At 58.9% G+C, this 17,621-nt stretch carries 20 protein-coding genes; 10 read left to right on the top strand and 10 right to left on the bottom strand.

Going from position 1 to position 17,621, the window contains the following annotated elements:
- Positions 1 to 13 precede the first annotated feature (13 nt).
- From atpD to I9185_RS08235, 3 genes are all read left to right on the top strand, one after another.
- Positions 14 to 1,438 (top strand): F0F1 ATP synthase subunit beta, encoded by a 1,425-nt coding sequence (gene atpD / locus I9185_RS08245; protein WP_152459011.1) that lies wholly within the window; start codon positions 14 to 16, stop codon positions 1,436 to 1,438.
- A gap of 12 nt (positions 1,439 to 1,450) precedes the next feature.
- Positions 1,451 to 1,861: a F0F1 ATP synthase subunit epsilon gene (locus I9185_RS08240; protein WP_171168948.1), complete on the top strand. Its 411-nt coding sequence runs from the start codon at positions 1,451 to 1,453 to the stop codon at positions 1,859 to 1,861.
- Between the two features lie 114 nt (positions 1,862 to 1,975).
- A complete protein-coding gene (locus I9185_RS08235; RefSeq protein ID WP_171634501.1) occupies positions 1,976 to 2,326 on the top strand; it encodes an H-type lectin domain-containing protein in 351 nt (116 codons plus the stop codon).
- A gap of 44 nt (positions 2,327 to 2,370) precedes the next feature.
- Here I9185_RS08235 and rpiB read toward each other — a convergent pair whose 3' ends face one another.
- On the bottom strand, positions 2,371 to 2,820 hold the full coding sequence (gene rpiB / locus I9185_RS08230) for a ribose 5-phosphate isomerase B (RefSeq protein ID WP_171634498.1): 450 nt from the start codon (positions 2,818 to 2,820) through the stop codon (positions 2,371 to 2,373).
- Between the two features lie 103 nt (positions 2,821 to 2,923).
- On the bottom strand, positions 2,924 to 3,943 hold the full coding sequence (locus I9185_RS08225) for a ribose-phosphate pyrophosphokinase (RefSeq protein ID WP_117872500.1): 1,020 nt from the start codon (positions 3,941 to 3,943) through the stop codon (positions 2,924 to 2,926).
- A 107-nt stretch (positions 3,944 to 4,050) separates the two neighbouring features.
- Between I9185_RS08225 and I9185_RS08220 the strand changes: the two genes are divergently transcribed.
- Complete coding sequence (locus I9185_RS08220; protein ID WP_210092748.1) at positions 4,051 to 4,653, top strand: 2-hydroxychromene-2-carboxylate isomerase; 603 nt, start codon at positions 4,051 to 4,053, stop codon at positions 4,651 to 4,653.
- A complete protein-coding gene (locus I9185_RS08215) occupies positions 4,650 to 5,483 on the top strand; it encodes an alpha/beta hydrolase (protein WP_210092747.1) in 834 nt (277 codons plus the stop codon). The genes I9185_RS08220 and I9185_RS08215 overlap by 4 nt, the downstream gene beginning before the upstream one ends.
- Here the strand turns inward: I9185_RS08215 and I9185_RS08210 are convergent.
- Genes I9185_RS08210 through I9185_RS08200 form a run of 3 tightly spaced genes read right to left on the bottom strand, consistent with a single transcriptional unit; the run spans position 5,470 to position 7,906 of the window.
- Positions 5,470 to 6,504: a beta-eliminating lyase-related protein gene (locus tag I9185_RS08210; RefSeq protein ID WP_210092746.1), complete on the bottom strand. Its 1,035-nt coding sequence runs from the start codon at positions 6,502 to 6,504 to the stop codon at positions 5,470 to 5,472. The two genes, I9185_RS08215 and I9185_RS08210, sit on opposite strands and share 14 nt — an antisense overlap.
- Positions 6,504 to 6,977, bottom strand: a complete 474-nt coding sequence (locus I9185_RS08205) for a YcgN family cysteine cluster protein (RefSeq protein WP_210092745.1) — start codon at positions 6,975 to 6,977, stop codon at positions 6,504 to 6,506. Before I9185_RS08205 ends, I9185_RS08210 begins: the two co-directional genes overlap by 1 nt.
- Positions 6,974 to 7,906 carry a bifunctional riboflavin kinase/FAD synthetase gene (locus I9185_RS08200; RefSeq protein WP_210092744.1) on the bottom strand — a complete coding sequence of 311 codons (933 nt, stop codon included), beginning with the start codon at positions 7,904 to 7,906 and terminating at the stop codon, positions 6,974 to 6,976. The genes I9185_RS08205 and I9185_RS08200 overlap by 4 nt, the downstream gene beginning before the upstream one ends.
- Before the next feature lie 260 nt (positions 7,907 to 8,166).
- Here I9185_RS08200 and I9185_RS08195 point away from each other — a divergent pair, with 260 nt between their 5' ends.
- Positions 8,167 to 8,748, top strand: a complete 582-nt coding sequence (locus I9185_RS08195) for a methylenetetrahydrofolate reductase C-terminal domain-containing protein (RefSeq protein ID WP_171634484.1) — start codon at positions 8,167 to 8,169, stop codon at positions 8,746 to 8,748.
- Positions 8,745 to 9,734: a methylenetetrahydrofolate reductase gene (locus I9185_RS08190; protein ID WP_152459000.1), complete on the top strand. Its 990-nt coding sequence runs from the start codon at positions 8,745 to 8,747 to the stop codon at positions 9,732 to 9,734. The genes I9185_RS08195 and I9185_RS08190 overlap by 4 nt, the downstream gene beginning before the upstream one ends.
- Positions 9,735 to 9,809: 75 nt before the next feature.
- Here the strand turns inward: I9185_RS08190 and I9185_RS08185 are convergent, their stop codons facing one another.
- The 5 genes from I9185_RS08185 to I9185_RS08165 form a co-directional block, all read right to left on the bottom strand.
- Positions 9,810 to 10,253: a MaoC family dehydratase gene (locus tag I9185_RS08185; RefSeq protein ID WP_117872517.1), complete on the bottom strand. Its 444-nt coding sequence runs from the start codon at positions 10,251 to 10,253 to the stop codon at positions 9,810 to 9,812.
- A 101-nt stretch (positions 10,254 to 10,354) separates the two neighbouring features.
- Complete coding sequence (locus I9185_RS08180; RefSeq protein WP_210092743.1) at positions 10,355 to 11,230, bottom strand: TIGR01459 family HAD-type hydrolase; 876 nt, start codon at positions 11,228 to 11,230, stop codon at positions 10,355 to 10,357.
- Positions 11,231 to 11,332: 102 nt separating this feature from the next.
- Positions 11,333 to 12,409: a DUF389 domain-containing protein gene (locus I9185_RS08175; protein WP_171634479.1), complete on the bottom strand. Its 1,077-nt coding sequence runs from the start codon at positions 12,407 to 12,409 to the stop codon at positions 11,333 to 11,335.
- A gap of 132 nt (positions 12,410 to 12,541) precedes the next feature.
- Positions 12,542 to 13,462: a manganese-dependent inorganic pyrophosphatase gene (locus tag I9185_RS08170; RefSeq protein ID WP_171634476.1), complete on the bottom strand. Its 921-nt coding sequence runs from the start codon at positions 13,460 to 13,462 to the stop codon at positions 12,542 to 12,544.
- Positions 13,463 to 13,572: 110 nt separating this feature from the next.
- Positions 13,573 to 14,553 (bottom strand): TraB/GumN family protein, encoded by a 981-nt coding sequence (locus tag I9185_RS08165; protein WP_171634473.1) that lies wholly within the window; start codon positions 14,551 to 14,553, stop codon positions 13,573 to 13,575.
- A gap of 110 nt (positions 14,554 to 14,663) precedes the next feature.
- Between I9185_RS08165 and I9185_RS08160 the strand changes: the two genes are divergently transcribed.
- From I9185_RS08160 to groL, 3 genes are all read left to right on the top strand, one after another.
- On the top strand, positions 14,664 to 15,338 hold the full coding sequence (locus I9185_RS08160) for a DUF2161 family putative PD-(D/E)XK-type phosphodiesterase (protein WP_171118784.1): 675 nt from the start codon (positions 14,664 to 14,666) through the stop codon (positions 15,336 to 15,338).
- A gap of 152 nt (positions 15,339 to 15,490) precedes the next feature.
- Positions 15,491 to 15,778, top strand: a complete 288-nt coding sequence (groES, locus tag I9185_RS08155) for a co-chaperone GroES (protein ID WP_010441779.1) — start codon at positions 15,491 to 15,493, stop codon at positions 15,776 to 15,778.
- A gap of 53 nt (positions 15,779 to 15,831) precedes the next feature.
- On the top strand, positions 15,832 to 17,475 hold the full coding sequence (gene groL, locus I9185_RS08150) for a chaperonin GroEL (protein WP_171634470.1): 1,644 nt from the start codon (positions 15,832 to 15,834) through the stop codon (positions 17,473 to 17,475).
- Positions 17,476 to 17,621 lie beyond the last annotated feature (146 nt).

Raw genomic sequence — 17,621 nt, 5'->3', positions numbered from 1 at the left:
CCGGAGACGAAACATGGCGAATGCAAAAGGCAAAGTCACACAGATCATCGGGGCCGTCGTCGACGTGCACTTCGAAGATCAGCTGCCTGAAATTCTGAACGCGCTGGAAACCACCAACAACGGCAAGCGCCTGGTGTTGGAAGTTGCTCAGCACCTGGGTGAAAACACTGTCCGCACCATCGCGATGGACGCGACCGAAGGTCTGGTCCGCGGCGAGGCCGTGACCGACACCGGCGCACCGATCTCGGTTCCGGTCGGCAACGCCACCCTGGGCCGCATCCTGAACGTGGTCGGCGAACCGATCGACGAAAAGGGCCCGGTCGAAGCCACCGAAACCCGCGCCATTCACCAGCCCGCGCCCGAGTTCGACGAACAGTCGACCGAGTCGGAAATTCTGGTGACCGGCATCAAGGTTGTTGACCTGCTGGCCCCCTACGCCAAAGGCGGTAAGATCGGCCTGTTCGGCGGTGCCGGCGTTGGTAAAACCGTTCTGATCATGGAACTGATCAACAACATCGCAAAAGTGCACTCGGGCTTCTCGGTGTTCGCGGGTGTTGGTGAACGGACCCGTGAAGGGAACGACCTGTACCACGAGATGATCGAATCGAACGTGATCAAGCCCGACAACCTGTCGGAAAGCCAAGTGGCCCTGGTGTACGGTCAGATGAACGAGCCTCCGGGTGCGCGTGCACGTGTCGCTCTGACCGGTCTGACCCTGGCGGAACAGTTCCGTGACCAGTCCGGTACCGACGTTCTGTTCTTCGTCGACAACATCTTCCGCTTTACGCAGGCGGGTTCCGAGGTGTCGGCTCTGCTAGGTCGTATTCCTTCGGCCGTGGGCTACCAGCCAACACTGGCCACGGACATGGGCGCTCTGCAGGAACGCATCACCTCGACCAAGTCGGGCTCGATCACGTCTGTTCAGGCGATCTACGTGCCCGCGGACGACCTGACCGACCCTGCGCCGGCAACCTCGTTTGCGCACCTCGACGCGACCACCGTTCTCAACCGTGCGATCTCGGAAAAGGGTATCTACCCGGCGGTTGACCCGCTCGACTCGACCTCGCGTCTGCTTGACCCGGCCATCGTTGGTGAAGAGCACTACAAGGTTGCGACCGACGTTCAGCAGATCCTCCAGCGCTACAAGTCGCTACAGGACATCATCGCCATCCTTGGCATGGACGAACTGTCGGAAGAGGACAAACTGACCGTGGCCCGTGCCCGTAAGATCGAACGCTTCCTGTCGCAGCCGTTCGACGTGGCCGAAGTCTTCACCGGTTCGCCCGGCGTTCAGGTTCCTCTGGATGTGACCATCGCGTCGTTCAAGGCCGTTGTGGCCGGCGAATACGATCACCTGCCCGAAGCGGCCTTCCTGATGGTTGGTGGCATCGACGAAGTGATCGCCAAAGCGGAGAAGATGGCCGCAGAAGCCGCCTAAGGAGTATCCCTGATGGCAAACACGATGCAATTCGACCTCGTCAGCCCCGAGCGGAGCCTTGCTTCGCTTCAGGCGAGCGCGGTCCAGATTCCCGGCGCGGACGGGGACATGACGGCGATGCCCGATCATGCCCCCACCATCACCACGCTGCGCCCCGGTCTGCTCAAGGTCGAGGCACCCGAAGGGTCCAGCGAATACCTGGTCACCGGCGGGTTTGCCCAGATCAACGGCGACAGCCTGTCGGTTCTGGCCGAAAAGGCCATCCCGGTGGCGGAAGTAACCCGCGCGCATCTGGACGAGCTGATCGCCGAGGCACGCGCCTCGCACGAAGTGGCGAAGGAAAACGGCGAACAGACCATTGTCGACGATGCAGCCAAGCTGCTGGCCGACATGGAAGCGCTTGGAACGCATATGAGCCTGTAACGGGCCCACTAGTGAAAAATTTGAGCGGCCTCGCAATTGCGGGGCCGTTTTTTTGTCGTGCTTTTGCCGAAATGCCGGGGTAAGTTGCGGGAATTCAAGAATAATGATGATAAGATGAAAAAGTTTCTAACCCATCCCATTGGAATTGAGCAGGGTGAAAATGTCCTGTTCTCGGAGTTTGCCGAAGGCGGCGATATGTGGACCGGGCAGGGGCCGCGTGAACGCCGCGCAAACATTCGGTTCAAAGAAGCATTTCGGACCCCGCCTATGGTGCAGATCGGGATCTCGCTGTGGGATGTCGACACGTCCTCGGCGCTGCGCGCAGAGGTTCAGGCCGAACATATCACTGCCGAGGGTTTTGACGCAGTATTCCGGACCTGGTCCGACACTCGGATTGCCCGCATCCGGGCAAGCTGGACCGCGATAGGAGAGGTGGCACACCCGGACGACTGGAATATTTCCTGATCCGGGTTCGCCATGTTTTCAGGCGTTTGAACGACTGATTGGGTTCAGTCGTCCTGCGCTTCGATCATGTCCACGCGTGTGGCGTGGCGGCCGCCTTCGAATTCGGCATTCAGAAACGCGTCAACGATGTCCAGCGCCAGACCCTCACCGACAACCCGCGCGCCAATCGACAGCATGTTGGCGTTGTTGTGCTGGCGGATCATGCGGGCCGAGAATGCGTCGGAACAAACGCCACAGCGAATGCCGGGCACTTTGTTCGCAGCCATCATGATACCCTGCCCAGTGCCGCAGAGGACGATACCCAAGCTGCAATCGCCCGAGGCAACGGCCTGCGCTGCGGCCTTGCCGTGCTTGGGGTAATGGGTGCTTTCCGGGGTTGTCGGGCCGATATCAACCACGTCCCAACCTTGCTGTGCGATGTGGTTGGCCACGGACTGGCGCAGCTCGATCGCCGCGTGATCGCTGGAAAGAACAATACGTTTGTTGGCAGTCATGGAGGTGATTCCACTTGTGTCGCCGATCGCGCCCCATGGTCAGATATCCGCGCAATCGGTATTTCAGATATCAGGGGGCGACATGTTTGGCCGCCCCTGTTGCTCAATCCATCTGATACATGGATTCGTAGATTGGGGTCAGCGTCTTGTCTTCGAACAGCGAAGACACACTGGTTCCGTTCCAGATGTTCAGGATCGCCTGGGTGAAGATCGGCGCAGTCGGAACGATGCGGATGTTCTTTGCCTTCAAAATCTCTTTGGTCGGCTGGATCGTGTCGGTCAACACCAGCGACTTCATAACCGAGTTCGTCACCCGCTCGACCGCGGGGCCGCTCATGACACCATGCGTGATGTACGAATGAACTTCCTTGGCGCCATTGTCCAACAGGACCTGCGCGGCCTTGCAAAGTGTTCCGGCGGTGTCACACATATCGTCGACGATCAGGCAGATCTTGTCCTTCACATCTCCGATAACGGTCATTTCAGCGACTTCGCCTGCTTTCTCGCGCCGCTTGTCAACGATCGACAAGGGGGCGTTGATGCGCTTGGCCAGTTCACGCGCGCGCGCCACGCCGCCCACGTCGGGTGAAACCACCATGATCTCATCCAGATTGTCCTTGAACTGGTTTTTGACATCCAGCGCAAAGATCGGCGAGGCGTACAGATTGTCGACGGGCATATCGAAAAACCCCTGAATCTGCGCGGCATGAAGATCCATCGTCAGAATCCGCTCGATCCCTGCGCCGGTCAGCATATTGGCCACCAGCTTGGCGCTGATGGGCGTGCGGGCCTTGGTGCGGCGATCCTGGCGGGCATAGCCGAAATAGGGGATCACGGCCGTGATCCGTTGCGCCGACGAGCGGCGCAGTGCGTCGGCGATGATCAGCAGCTCCATCAGGTTGTCGTTGGCCGGGTTCGAGGTCGGCTGGATAATGAACATATCCTCGCCGCGTACGTTCTCGAACACTTCGACGAAGATCTCGCCATCGTTGAACCGTTCGACGCGTGCATCGACCAATCCCTGGTCGACACCGCGATACAGGCTCATGCGACGGGCGATGGTTTTGGCAAGTGGAAGGTTGGCGTTCCCAGCGATAAGCTTGGGTTCGTGAAGTGTCGGCATCGGCTGAGGTCCCCGGGCAGCAATGGCAATGTGACAGATTCGTGATGTTGACACCGCTTAGCATGGCCTTACCGTCCCGCAAAGGTAACGCAGCGGAGAAAGTGAACATGACCCGGATTGACTACTTTTTTGCGACAATTTCGCCCTACAGCTATCTTGCGGGGAACCGGCTGGAAGAGATTGCGGCGAAACACGACGCAACGATTAACTACAAGCCGCTGGACATCATGGCCCTGTTCGCACGTACCGGGGGCACGCCGCCGAAAGACCGTCATGTATCGCGCATCGAATACCGCGCTCAAGAGTTGCTGCGCCAATCGAAGAATCTGGGGATGGAGTTCAACCTGCAACCGGCGCACTGGCCGACCAACATGGCGCCGTCTTCCTATGCGATCATCGCCGCGATCAAGGATGGTTCGGGCGACGTGGGCAAGTTGTGCCAGTTGATACTGCGCGCCTGCTGGGCCGAAGAAAAGGACGTCGCTCAGGATGATGTGATCTGGGACTGCCTGGCAAATGCCGGGTTTGACCCGGAACTGGCCAACAGCGGTCTGCTGGTCGGGGCCGAAACCTATGCCGCCAATCTGGAAGAAGCCGTGGATCGCGGCGTGTTCGGCGCGCCGTTCTACATCACGCCGGATGGTCAACGCTTCTGGGGGCAGGATCGCCTGGATGATCTGGATCGGCATCTGTCCGAGATCGATGGATGACAGCCCCGACGGCGATGCAATCCGGTTTCGTGAGACGATTGGGTGACGGAGGGCGCAATTTGCTTGCCCTTCATTGCACCATTGCACATTCCGGCGCGTGGTCCGGTCTGGCCAAGGCATTGGATGGCAGCGTGTGTCTTGTTGCACCGGACATGCTGTCTCATGGGCGCAGTCCGGATTGGGACGGTCAAAGCGATTTCTTTGACGCTGTGACAGAGCTGGCGGCGGTCGAATTGACCGAGCCCACGGATCTGGTCGGCCATTCCTTTGGGGCGATCGTTGCGCTCAGACTGGCCATCGAGCACCCGGACCGTATTCGAAGTTTGACCCTGATTGAGCCTGTGTTCTTTGCGGTGGCAAAACAGGACGCGCCCGGTTTCTACGATCAGCACCTGCGAGAGTCCCAGCCGATTGAAGCAGCGTTCCAAGCAGGCGACGAAGCGCTGGCCGCGCGGTTGTTCAACCGGATGTGGAGCTCTGGCATCAGCCCCAAATGGCCTGACCTGCCAGAGCGGACGCGCGCCAGCATGGTACGTGGGATTCATGTTGTTCCCGCGTCTTATCCCGTTCTGTACGATGACCGGGAAGGGTTGCTTGACCCCGACAGATGTAAGCGCGTATCGATGCCAACCCTGTTGCTGAGCGGATCAAAGACCCACCCGACGATCCCCGCAATCTGTAAAGGATTGCAGCGCCGTCTGCCGAACGCACGCCATGAGGTCGTTCAAGGTGCGGGGCACATGCTGCCCATTTCGCACCCTCGTGAAACCAGCGCGCTGCTTCAGGCGCTCTGGAAAGCTGGCCACGGGACGGGTGTTACAACAGGTTGAGAAACTGATCGATCTCGGCTGTTCCGATCGACCAGTCGCAGACCAGTCTGCACGCAAGGCTTTCATCGTCATCGTCACCTTCAAGCTCGGCCCCCCAAAGGTGGTAGATTGCCCCGGCCTCATGCAGCTGTTTGTGCTTTGCGCGTGAAAAAGCGGCAAAGATCATATTGGCCTGTGGTTCGTGCAGGAACTCGGCCCCTTTTGCACGCAAGCCATCGGCCAGCCGGGCACAGTTTGCATTGGCCTGACGCGCCAGCTTCAGCCACAGATCATCCTCAAGATAGGCCGCCATCTGAGCGGACAGGTAGCGATGCTTGGAAAACAGATGCGCCCCGCGTTTGCGCCGCAGCTCGAATTCCCAGGCCTTGCTCTCGTCAAAGAACACCACGGCCTCGACGCCCATCAGGCCGTTTTTGGTACCACCGAAGCTGACTGCATCCACCCCGGCTTTCCATGTCATGTCAGCCGGAGAGCAATTCAGGGCCACCAGGGCATTGCTGAACCGGGCCCCATCCAGATGGACGGGCAAGCCATATTCCTTTGCGACCCCGCACAACGCCTGCAACTCTTCCAGCGAATAGACCGATCCGCGCTCGGTGACCTGGGTGATCGACACCGGCCCGCGCTGCGGCCCGTGAACACCACGGGTTTCTTCGCCCAAGATGGACCCGCGCAGCGCGTCCGGCGCCATCTTGTCACCGCCGGGAACAAGGGTCAGCTTGGCCCCGGTGTAAAACTCGGGCGCGTTGCACTCGTCTTCGTGAATATGGGCAACCGGAGAGCAGAAGATCGTTTCCCAAGGGTTGGACAATGTGGCAAGAGCCAGAGAATTTGCCGCTGTCCCCGTCGCCACCAGATAGACGGCCGCCCCCGGAGCTTCAAAGATGCTGCGAATGCGGTCACGCACCTCGTTCATCATCGTGTCGGCGCCATAGGCCATCTGATAGCCCTGATTGGCCTCGGCCAGTTTGGCCATGACCTGAGGGTGAACCGGCCCGGAATTGTCAGATGCAAAATACATCAGCTAGGCTCCTCGATAATGTAGTCTTCCCACTCTTCCATGGGGGTTTCGAACTCGGACACCGTGCGTCCTCGGACCGACACGCCTGCGGCGTGCACGGTTTCCGGCGTACCAGACAACAATGGGTGCCAGTCGTAAAGCGGTTTGCCTTCCCAAAGCAGGCGATAGGCGCAGGTTTGGGGCAGCCAGTAGGCGTGTTCATCTATGTTGTCCGGCGTCATTACAATGCATTCCGGAACAAACTGATGCCTGATTTCGTACTGCGTGCAACGGCAGGATTCATCATCCAGCAAGCGGCAGGCGACGCAGGTCAGGGCAACCTCGCCGCTGTCCTCATCCTCCAACTTGTTCAGGCAACATTTGCCGCAACCGTCGCACAAAGCTTCCCATTCGCGCTGGTTCATCTTGCGCAGGGGTTTGCGTTCCCAGAACCGGGCGGGCAGGCCGGTGCGTTCAATCGGATCAGCGCTCATAGGGCGGCCAGAATGCCCCGGGCCTGTTCACAATCGGCATTCATCTGCGCGATCAGACCATCCAGCCCCTTAAATGTCATTTCAGGGCGCAGGAATTCGATCAGCCCCACCGACAAGGTCGCCCCGTACAGGTCGCCGGAAAAGTCGAACAGGAAGGTTTCGATATTTGGCACTTCGCCATGGAACATCGGGCGCACCCCAACCGAGGCCGCGCCGTTATAACTGCCCTTATGAGGGCCATCCAGCACGTCGACCAATACGGCGTAGACACCGAACTTGGGCGGGTGGAGCCCTTCGATGGACATGTTCGCGGTTGGGAAACCCAGCTCCCTCCCGCGCTGCTCGCCCCCGATCACCTCGCCTTCGATCCTGTGCCAATGGCCCAGCATCGCGGCGGCATCCTTTGGGCGACCCTCGCTCAACGCGGTTCGGATGGCGGTTGACGAGACCACGTTTTCCGACCGCTGCATCAAAGGGGCAATCGTCACGCCAAATCCCATCTCTTGCCCGAAGCGAACAAGATCGTCCGCCGTCCCACTGCGGCCTTTGCCAAAACAGAAATCGGCCCCGACCACGACATGGGACAGACCCAGACCGTCACAAATCACGTTGCGCGCGAATTCATCGGGGGAAAGCCCGGCCAGCGCCGCGTTGAACGGCAGCTCGTACAGTTTCTCCACACCCAGCTTCTCAAGCCGATGCGCCCGCGCATTGCCGCGCATCAGGCGGAACGGAGGAGAGTCCGGCGCAAAGTATTCACGTGGATGCGGCTCGAATGTCATGACCCCCAGTGGCGCATCCGGGGCCGCGTCGCGGGCCAGTTCGATCACCGACTGGTGCCCCAAATGGACGCCATCAAAATTCCCGATCGCAACGCTGGCGCCGCGATCTTCTGGCTCGACAAACTGGAAATCCCGGATGATGTGCATAGGCGATTGCGTAGCGTTGCGTTGCGATTTGTTCAAGCGGCAGTTTGAGTTCAAGGCGCGCGTTCTGGCGAAACACACCAAAACCATTTGCCGGACATGATTGCACACGGGGCATCCCTGGAATGCTGTACAACATTCGGTCAACTGCTTGATCCAAAAAAAATACTGGGTGTAGACTGGGTTTCCGGCCCTCGGACCACGCTGGGCGGCGGACGATGACCCGGCCAGGTTGAAATGAACCCAGCACAGGAGGCAGACCCATGTATCGATTGCGACTGTTCGCGATTCGCAACGCCCGTGCGTTCGAATGGATTTACAAATGTGTCGAACGGGGCATGGTCGCGATGGATCCGGTCTTTGCAAAGATCGGCTACAACCGCGTTGAACGCCCCATCGCGCTGGTCGAAAAAGGCGTCAAAAGTCTTTTGTTTGATTGCAAGATGTGCGGACAATGCGTTTTGTCTTCGACGGGTATGTCTTGCCCGATGAACTGCCCCAAGCAACTGCGCAACGGCCCGTGCGGCGGTGTACGTCCCGGTGAGTTCTGCGAGGTGAAGCCCGATATGAAATGCGTCTGGGCTTTGGCCTGGGACGGCGCCAGCCGCATGCAACACGGGGGCAACAAGATAAAAGAGGTTCTTCCGCCCGTGGAACACACGTTGAAGGGATCATCATCCTGGCTGCGGGTCAGCCGCGAGATCGCCGCACGGGAACGCGAGGCCCGGGACGCTGCCCGCGAAACGCTTGCGCAGGCGTTCCCGGAGGCGCGTGAAAACGAACCCTCTGCGGCACCTCTGGCTGCAGAACCCCCCAACGCGGTGAACCGGGAGCTGAAGAAATGAATGATGCCCATCGCAGCGAGGTCGAGCCGATCGGCTATGTGCCTGTTCCCGAAGGCTATGTCTCGCACAGTCGATTGGAAAGAGTTCTGCGTTCGGGTCGCTTTGCGGTGACTGCTGAACTTAACCCGCCAGACAGTGCTGACCCCGAGGATGTGTTTCAGGCGGCACAGCCGCTGGGCGAAGTGGCGGATGCGATCAATGCAACCGATGCGTCTGGTGCCAACTGCCACATGTCTTCGATAGGGATCTGTGCGTTGTTGACCCGCGCAGGGTATTCTCCGGTCTATCAGATTTCCTGCCGAGACCGGAACCGGATCGCCATTCAGGGGGATGTTCTGGGGGCTGCTGCGCTGGGCGTCAGCAACGTGCTGTGCCTGACGGGCGACGGTGTCGGGGTTGGGGATCAACCGGGCGCAAAACCTGTGTTTGACTTTGATTCCCTGACCTTGCTGCGGACGATCCGAACGATGCGCGATCAGGGAAAGTTTCTTTCCGGCCGCAAGATCACGCGCCCCCCTCAACTGTTTTTGGGTGCAGCGGAAAACCCCTGTATACCGCCCTATGACTGGCGCCCGGAACGTCTTGCAAAGAAGGTCGAGGCGGGGGCCGAGTTTATTCAGACCAACTATATCTACGACATTCCGCTCTTTGAAAGGTTCATGGACCGGGTTCGGGATGCCGGTCTGGACGAAAAAGTATTCATCATCGCGGGTGTCGGCCCAATCGCTTCGGCACGCGCGGCACGCTGGATGCGCAGCAATGTGCCCGGAATTCACATCCCGGATCATGTCATCGAGCGGATGGAAAAGGCCGAAAAGCCCGCGGAAGAGGGCAAGAAGATCTGTATCGAACTGATCCAGCAGATCCGGGACATCGCCGGTGTTTCCGGGGTTCACGTGATGGCCTACAGACGTGAACACGTAGTGTCGGAAATCATTCTGGAATCAGGTGCGCTGAAAGGGCGAAAAAGAACCCGTTCTTCCTGACGACCTTGTGTGCATTTGAGTGCCCAAACAAAAAAGGCGCCGGTCCGGCGCCTTTTGCGAGACTGTGTTTGCCAGTCAGTCGAACTTGCGCGACGGGGCAAGCACCATCGCTTCGCCGATCAGGACCTTCTTGCCCTCGACCGAACAATGGCAGTCCAGCTTGACGCGGCGCTTGGCAAAATCGATGTCGATCACTTTCACCTCGGCATAGACCATGTCACCCGGACGCACAGGTGCCAGGAACTTCAGTGACTGACCCATGTAAACGGTGCCATGACCCGGCAGTTGTTCACCAATCACGGCCGAGATCAGACCCGCCGTCAGCATTCCGTGGGCAATACGGCCTTCGAAGATCGTATCGCGGGCATAGTCGTCGTCCAGATGCACCGGATTCCGGTCGGTTGAGACCTGCGCGAACATTTCGATATCTTCATCCGTCACCACTTTGCGCAGGTGGCGGGACATGCCCATTTCGATGTCTTCGATACAGATCGTTCCGCGCGGAAGATTGTCCAACATGTTGCCCTCACTCGAAATCGGCCGTGAAAGAAAAAACCATCATTTGGCCAAGGTTGGCAACTTTATTACTTCGCAGTTGCAGAAAATCAAGTCTTTTCTTATTACCTCAAGCGCCCGATCGTGTAGGTTGGATTGATCTTTTCCCTTTCAATATAGGCGGTTAGAGATTCGTGGTGCGGATGATGCGACGTTTTTGTTTCTGCCGCGGCCAATCCGCCCGAGATGAACAGAGAATCAATGCCCTCTCCCATGCCGCCCAGAATGTCCGTGTGGGGGCCGTCGCCGATCACCAGAATGTCGCTGTCGGGGATGTCGTACCCCAGTTCCTGCAACCTGCGGCGGGCCAGATCATAGATCGGGGGATGCGGTTTGCCGAAATACAGGCTCTCGCCGCCCATTTCGGTGTACAGACTGGCCAAAGCACCGGCGCACCATTCGCGCACCTCGCCGCGGTCCACGACAATATCAGGGTTCGCACAAAGCAGTTTCATCCCCATCTGCTTGGCGTACAGGAAATCCGGCCGGTTCACATCCGGGTCGGCCATCGGGTCGAACGGACCGCAGCAGACAATACCCTCGGCTTCCTTCAGCGGCACACGCTCGATATGGATGGGGTGATCCAGCAGTTTCAGCGGTTCGAAAAAGCCCGCATCGCGCTGCCACTCGCCCATGAAGTAAACCTTGTGCCCCACAGCACCCCGGAACATCGCAGATCGCGCGGAATCCCCGCTGGTGGCGATGGTGTCATACGCGTCGGCAGGGACGTTGAATTGCACGAGCTGCTCTGCCACCCCGGCGCGAGGTTTGGGAGAGTTCGTGACCAAGACCACCAGTCCACCCTTGGCGCGATAGGCCTTCAGCGCTTCGACCGCCTCGGGGTAGGCCGTGATGCCGTTGTGAACACAGCCCCAAAGGTCGACGAACAATGCCTTGTAACGGTCCGAGATCTCGGAAAGCGAGGAAACGATCTGGGTCATGGGTGCCTCTGGGTCTGATATCGCGCTGGCGACAGCTATGGCAAAGCTTGGGCCCGAACACCATCCCGCATTCCCGTTTGCGCCAAGGAATGGGTGAATCTGCTACTCGTCTTCGGTAATTTTCGTGACATCCGGGGCCTGCTGAACGTTTTCCGTTCCCAGGATGATCTGGGCCCCGATACGCGGCTGATACCGGATAATGGCCAAGTATCCGGGTCCTAGTTCCTCCTCCAACACCCCGACCAGAGGGGTCTCACGCAGCTTGGGTGGCAGCAAACCGGCAATGGAAGAAACCTTGAACTGCGCTTCGGCCGGCAGATCGACGATCAGCCAAACCTCGGCCCGCTTGCGCTGAGCGTTGACGTCGATGCGGATGATTTCCACGGAAACCGGATCGGCCCATGCACGAATGGACTCGGCCAGTTGCGCCTCGGTCCGCGTTTCCAGATAACGGTTGTAGGTGGACTTCCCAAGCTGCAGGACGACGACGACCAGAAACGCGATCGCGACAAAGACGCTGGCGGTAAAGTTCAGTTTGCGCTTTCCCTTGCTGAAAACCACGGAGCGCGCGGCATAGACAAGATAAACCGCGCAGGCTGACAGAATGATCGCGCCAAGGTTCGTTGCGAAAAGCAGCCCTGCCTCATAGGCCTCGGCGGGTTCGTCAAAATATAAAAGAATGCCCGAGGCCGACAGCGGGGGAACAAGCGAAACACCGATGGCCGCGCCGGGTAGAAGGCTCAATTCGGACTTGTTGATCTGAACATAGGCCCCGGCCACACCGGCAGCGAGCGCGACGATCAGGTCTTCGGTGCCGGGATCGGTGCGCGCCAGGACCTGGTCGGGGATCAAAATGCCACGGGGAACATCTGCGACATAGACCAGAAACCATGCCATCATCACGCAGACAATGGCAGCCAGGCAAACCGTAAGCGCCAGCGTCACCGCGCGTTTCAACCATCCCATGACCATCGCGGCGGCCACCCCGAGGATCGGGGTCATCAGCGGCGCCACAAGCATGGCCGCGATCACGACAGCGCCTGAGTTGCGCAGCAAACCCATGGTGGCAATCACGACCGACAGCGTCAGCAACATTGCAAAACGTCGCCAATACGCCGCCTTGTCGGCACCTTCAAAAAGAAGGATGCTGCGGGTGGTGCTCAGTTTTCGTACGACCATTGCATTAACCTGACCTGGGATAGGCTTTTGACCCCCGGTCAGACTAACAACCGGCAACGCCTCCGCAAATGGCTGTCAGCAAAGAAAAAAGGCGCCCGAATTGGACGCCTTCATATTTGGGTCGCTTGAGGATCAGACCTTCAGGTTCGGAATGATCTGCTTTTTACGGCTCATGATACCGGGCAGAACTACGGCGTCGCCGTCCACGGTTGCGCCAAAGCTTTTCTCGGCCACGGTTTTGACCAGATCATTGGGGACCAGCAGCGTGGCCTCTTCGTTCAGGATATCAACCACGAACAGCAGCACCTGCTCGACGCCGTCTTCCTTGGCAACGGCCACCATCGAGTCCGCCAGGCTGGCCTTGCGGTCCAGAACGACGCCGGGAGCGGTGGTTTCCAGAACCGAGACCCGGAATTTGGTGCCGTCGACCTCGTATTCTTTACTGTCCATGCGGATCAACTCGGCGTCCGAAAAGGACGAGACATCCGATTTCGCCGCGAACATGTCTGCGGCATATGCCGAAATGTCCAGCTCGAGCTCGGCCGCCAGACGTTCTGCAACCTCGCGGTCATGCGCCGTGGTGGTGGGTGAGCGGAATTCCAGAGTATCCGACAGAATGCAGGTAAGCGCGGCGCCCTTGATGGCGTCGGGCATCTTGGCCGCATCTTCGCCCATCAGATCAACCATGATGGTGGCGGTGCAGGCCAGGGGGCGCACTGTGATGTCGATCGGGCCTTTGGTTTCCAGGCCACCGACCAGCTTGTGATGGTCGATGATGGCGCGGATGTCCGCGTCGTTGATGTTGGCCGGCAGTTCGGCGGGGTTGTTGGTGTCGACGATAACCACCGGCGTTTCCGCGGGCAGGTCCTCAAGGATCCGCGGCTTGGGCAGGTCCCAGTTTTCCAGCATGAATGTTGCTTCGGTGTTGGGTTCACCCAGCAGTACGGGTTCGGTCTGCTCACCCTTGACCTCGTTCAGGTACCACGACCACAGGATCGGCGAGCCTGTGGAATCTGTGTCGGGGGATTTGTGGCCAAATACTAGCGTCGTCATGTCAGTGTCCTGCGGAATGGAAATTTGCGCGCCTTATAGGGCGGCTAAAGGCCGTTGTCACGCCGCTGAGCACTGTCTGCGACGCTTGGTCTGAAAACCGCTGGGCCCGTTCAGAACTCGGCGCGTGTCAGAACGTATCCGGCTTCTTCCAGCTGATTCAGCAGGCCGTAATCATCGCTCAGGTGCCCCGCGCCGACTGCAATCACAACTGTCTGATCCCTGATGTCCAAAATCTGCGCCATCCAGTTGGCATTTCGCTGCACCAGCAATTGCTGCTCGAAATCCCGCCATTCCGCATCGAAAGCTTCGGGGCTCAGGCCCGACTGCTCCAGCCCTTGTAAACGGGCAAGCTGTATGATCTCGGCGTGCTTTTCTTCAAGATACGCGTTGGCCATGGTGGCCAACTGGTCTGCATTGCCCTGCATCGCCCCGGACAGGCGCACAAGCGACTCGACCTGTTTCTCAAGCGGATAACTGTCGAACATGGCCATCAGGTCTTCGATTCGTTCCAGCGAGTGCTGCGGGATACCTTTTTCAACGGCCAGATCGTTCAGGCGGGCGTCCATTCCATAAGTTGAATTCGGGTCTTCGATCATGCAGGGCGGAATGCTCAGCATCATGGTCAGGAACCACGGACGCATTTTCGCAGCCATCCAGCCGGGGATGCCGCGCTGGGCCAGGGCTGCGGACAGCGCATCCCAGTCGTCTTCCGCCATCAGGTCGATCAACGTAGGGCCTGAGGTAATCAATACCGCACTCAGGTCGTTGGCCATGGTCTTTTCGAAGGCGTCCATGTCGTGCTGAGTGACTTCGAAATAAAAGGCGTCCGCTTTGCTGAGTTCGGGCGACAGGCGGTCAATCACGTCTTCCATGCGCGGATCGTAACTGTGCAACGTGCCGATGATGTGCAAAACCGTGTCGCCCTTGCGTGCAATCCAGTGATTGCCTTCGGGATAAGCGATCTGGGCCACTGCACTTTGCAATTTTGTCCGGGTTTCCTCGGGCAGTTGTGGCCGCAGGTCCACCCCCTCGCACGCGGCCTGAGCCGAGATCGGAAGCAGAAGGAACGCAAGAAACGTGAGCAAACGCATGGTGCCAGCCTGAATGGTGTCAAGAAGTTGAACCCAGACTTAGCCACGCCACCTGCCGATGTTCAAGCCGCCCGTCTGGTATTCCCTGGCAATCTGCGTAGCATGGCCACATGAACCGCGAGCAGGATCTCTATCCCCCGGTCAAGGCGCTGCTGGAGCGTCAGGGATACACCGTCAAGGGTGAAGTCGGCGCAGCCGACATCGTGGCAGTGCGCGATGGGGATGCGCCGGTGATCGTCGAACTGAAACTGCGGTTCACGCTGTCCCTGTTTCATCAGGCGATCACCCGGCTGAAACTCACCGATCTGGTCTATGTTGCCGTCTGCAAACCCACCGGCCGAACGGCCCGGCGGGCGCTGAAAGATAATCTGGCACTGTGTCGTAGGCTCGGCCTGGGCCTGATCACCGTGCGGGCTGATGGTACGGTCGAGGTTCAGTGCGATCCCGGCCCCTACGCGCCCCGAAAGAACAAAGCCAGGGCCGCACGGTTGCTGCGCGAATTCGACCGGCTGCAAGGCGACCCGAACGCCGGGGGCGCGACGCGCCATGGTATCGTGACGGCGTATCGGCAGGATGCGCTGAAATGTGCGGCCTATCTGGCCGAGAATGGCCCGTCAAAGGGGGCGGACGTCGCCAGATCGGTCGCGGTCCCGGTCGCCACCCGGCTTATGCGGGAAAACCACTACGGGTGGTTCGAGAAGGTTGAAAAAGGCATCTATGGGCTTACGTCAGAGGGCGCAGAAGGGTTGAAGCATTGGGCCTATAGCTGGGAACAGGCTGACTGATCCATTTTGCAAAAAAATCTCTCACAAATTGTTGACTCGGACTTTTAGACTCCCTAGCTATGCGTCGTTATCACTCACACACCCCGAGTGCTAACGCCTCGTCGAAAGGCGGGGGGAGGATAGATAAACTTTGAGCCCAAGGAGCTACAAAGATGGCATTGAAACCGCTTCATGACCGTGTGCTGGTTCGCCGCGTAGAGAGCGAAGAGAAAACCGCAGGCGGCCTGATCATTCCTGACAGCGCAAAAGAAAAGCCAAGCGAAGGCGAAGTCGTCGCAACCGGCGAAGGTGCGCGCAAGGACAGCGGCGAACTGATCGCAATGGCTGTCAAGGCTGGCGACAAGATCCTGTTCGGCAAATGGTCGGGCACCGAGGTTCAGGTCAACGGCGAAGAGCTGCTGATGATGAAAGAAAGCGACATCATGGGGATCATCGAGTAAGCGCGCGCTTTCTCTGATCTTCATTTCAAATCAATTTCTCAAGGAGAAACGACATGGCTGCAAAGGACGTCAAATTCGACACCGATGCCCGCAACCGTATGCTGAAGGGTGTGAACATCCTGGCCGACGCGGTTAAAGTGACCCTGGGCCCCAAAGGCCGCAACGTGGTTCTGGACAAATCCTTCGGCGCGCCGCGCATCACCAAAGACGGTGTTTCGGTTGCCAAGGAAATCGAACTGGAAGACAAGTTCGAAAACATGGGCGCGCAGATGGTGAAAGAAGTCGCCAGCCGCACCAATGACGAAGCCGGCGACGGCACCACCACCGCAACCGTTCTGGCACAGGCGATCGTAAAAGAAGGCCTGAAGCAGGTTGCAGCTGGCCTGAACCCGATGGACCTGAAGCGCGGCATCGACCTGGCAACTGCCAAGGTTGTTGAAGGCATTAAAGCTGCTTCGCGCGAAGTCAAAGACTCGGCAGAAGTCGCTCAGGTTGGCACAATCTCGGCCAACGGCGAAGCGGAAATCGGCCAGCAAATCGCAGACGCGATGCAGAAGGTTGGCAACGAAGGCGTTATCACCGTCGAAGAAAACAAAGGTCTGGAAACCGAGACCGACGTTGTCGAAGGTATGCAGTTCGACCGCGGCTACCTGTCGCCTTACTTCGTCACCAACGCAGACAAGATGATTGCAGAGCTCGACGACTGCATGATCCTGCTGCACGAAAAGAAACTGTCCTCGTTGCAGCCGATGGTTCCGCTGCTGGAGCAAGTGATCCAGTCGCAGAAACCGCTGCTGATCATTGCCGAGGATGTTGAAGGCGAAGCGCTGGCAACTCTGGTTGTCAACAAACTGCGCGGCGGCCTGAAAATTGCTGCTGTCAAAGCACCTGGCTTCGGCGATCGCCGTAAGGCCATGTTGCAGGATATCGCAATCCTGACCGGCGGTCAGGTTATCAGCGAAGATCTGGGCATGAAGCTCGAGTCCGTGACCATGGACATGCTGGGCACCGCCAAGAAAATCGAAATCACCAAAGACGAAACCACCATCGTCGACGGTGCTGGCGAGAAAGCCGAGATCGAAGCACGTGTTGCTCAGATCCGCACCCAGATCGAAGAAACCACCAGCGACTACGACCGCGAGAAGCTGCAAGAGCGCGTTGCCAAACTGGCAGGCGGTGTTGCCGTTATCCGCGTCGGCGGCATGACCGAAGTCGAAGTGAAAGAGCGCAAAGACCGTGTGGACGATGCTCTGAACGCAACACGCGCTGCCGTTCAGGAAGGCGTTGTTGTGGGCGGTGGTGTTGCTCTGGTCCAGGCCGGTAAAGCACTGGAAGCTCTGAAAGGTGCAAACGCCGATCAGGACGCAGGTATCAACATCGTTCGCAAGGCAATCGAAGCGCCGCTGCGCCAGATCGCCGAGAACGCAGGTGTCGACGGCGCGGTTGTAGCCGGCAAGGTCCGCGAATCGTCGGACGCAGCATTCGGCTTCAACGCGCAGACCGAAGAATATGGCGACATGTTCTCGTTCGGTGTGATTGACCCGGCCAAAGTGGTTCGGACTGCTCTGGAAGACGCTGCATCGGTTGCTGGCCTGCTGGTCACCACCGAAGCAATGGTTGCCGACAAGCCGGCCAAGGAAGGCGCGGCACCTGCCGGCGGCATGCCCGACATGGGCGGTATGGGCGGCATGATGTAAGCACGTCGAATTCGCCCTGGCGAATTCTGACGACCCGACAGGCGCTTGGCGATATCGCCAAGCTGCCGATAGGGAAGCCGTATAGCTTAAGAACGGGGTCGCCTTCGGGCGGCCCCGTTTTGTGTTGACAGTTCTGTTTTCAAGGC

Source organism: Ruegeria sp. HKCCSP346 (assembly GCF_017872595.1).
Classification (GTDB): domain Bacteria; phylum Pseudomonadota; class Alphaproteobacteria; order Rhodobacterales; family Rhodobacteraceae; genus Ruegeria.
Note: the sequence above shows the minus strand (reverse complement) of the source record. Positions and strands in the feature narration are given on the sequence as shown.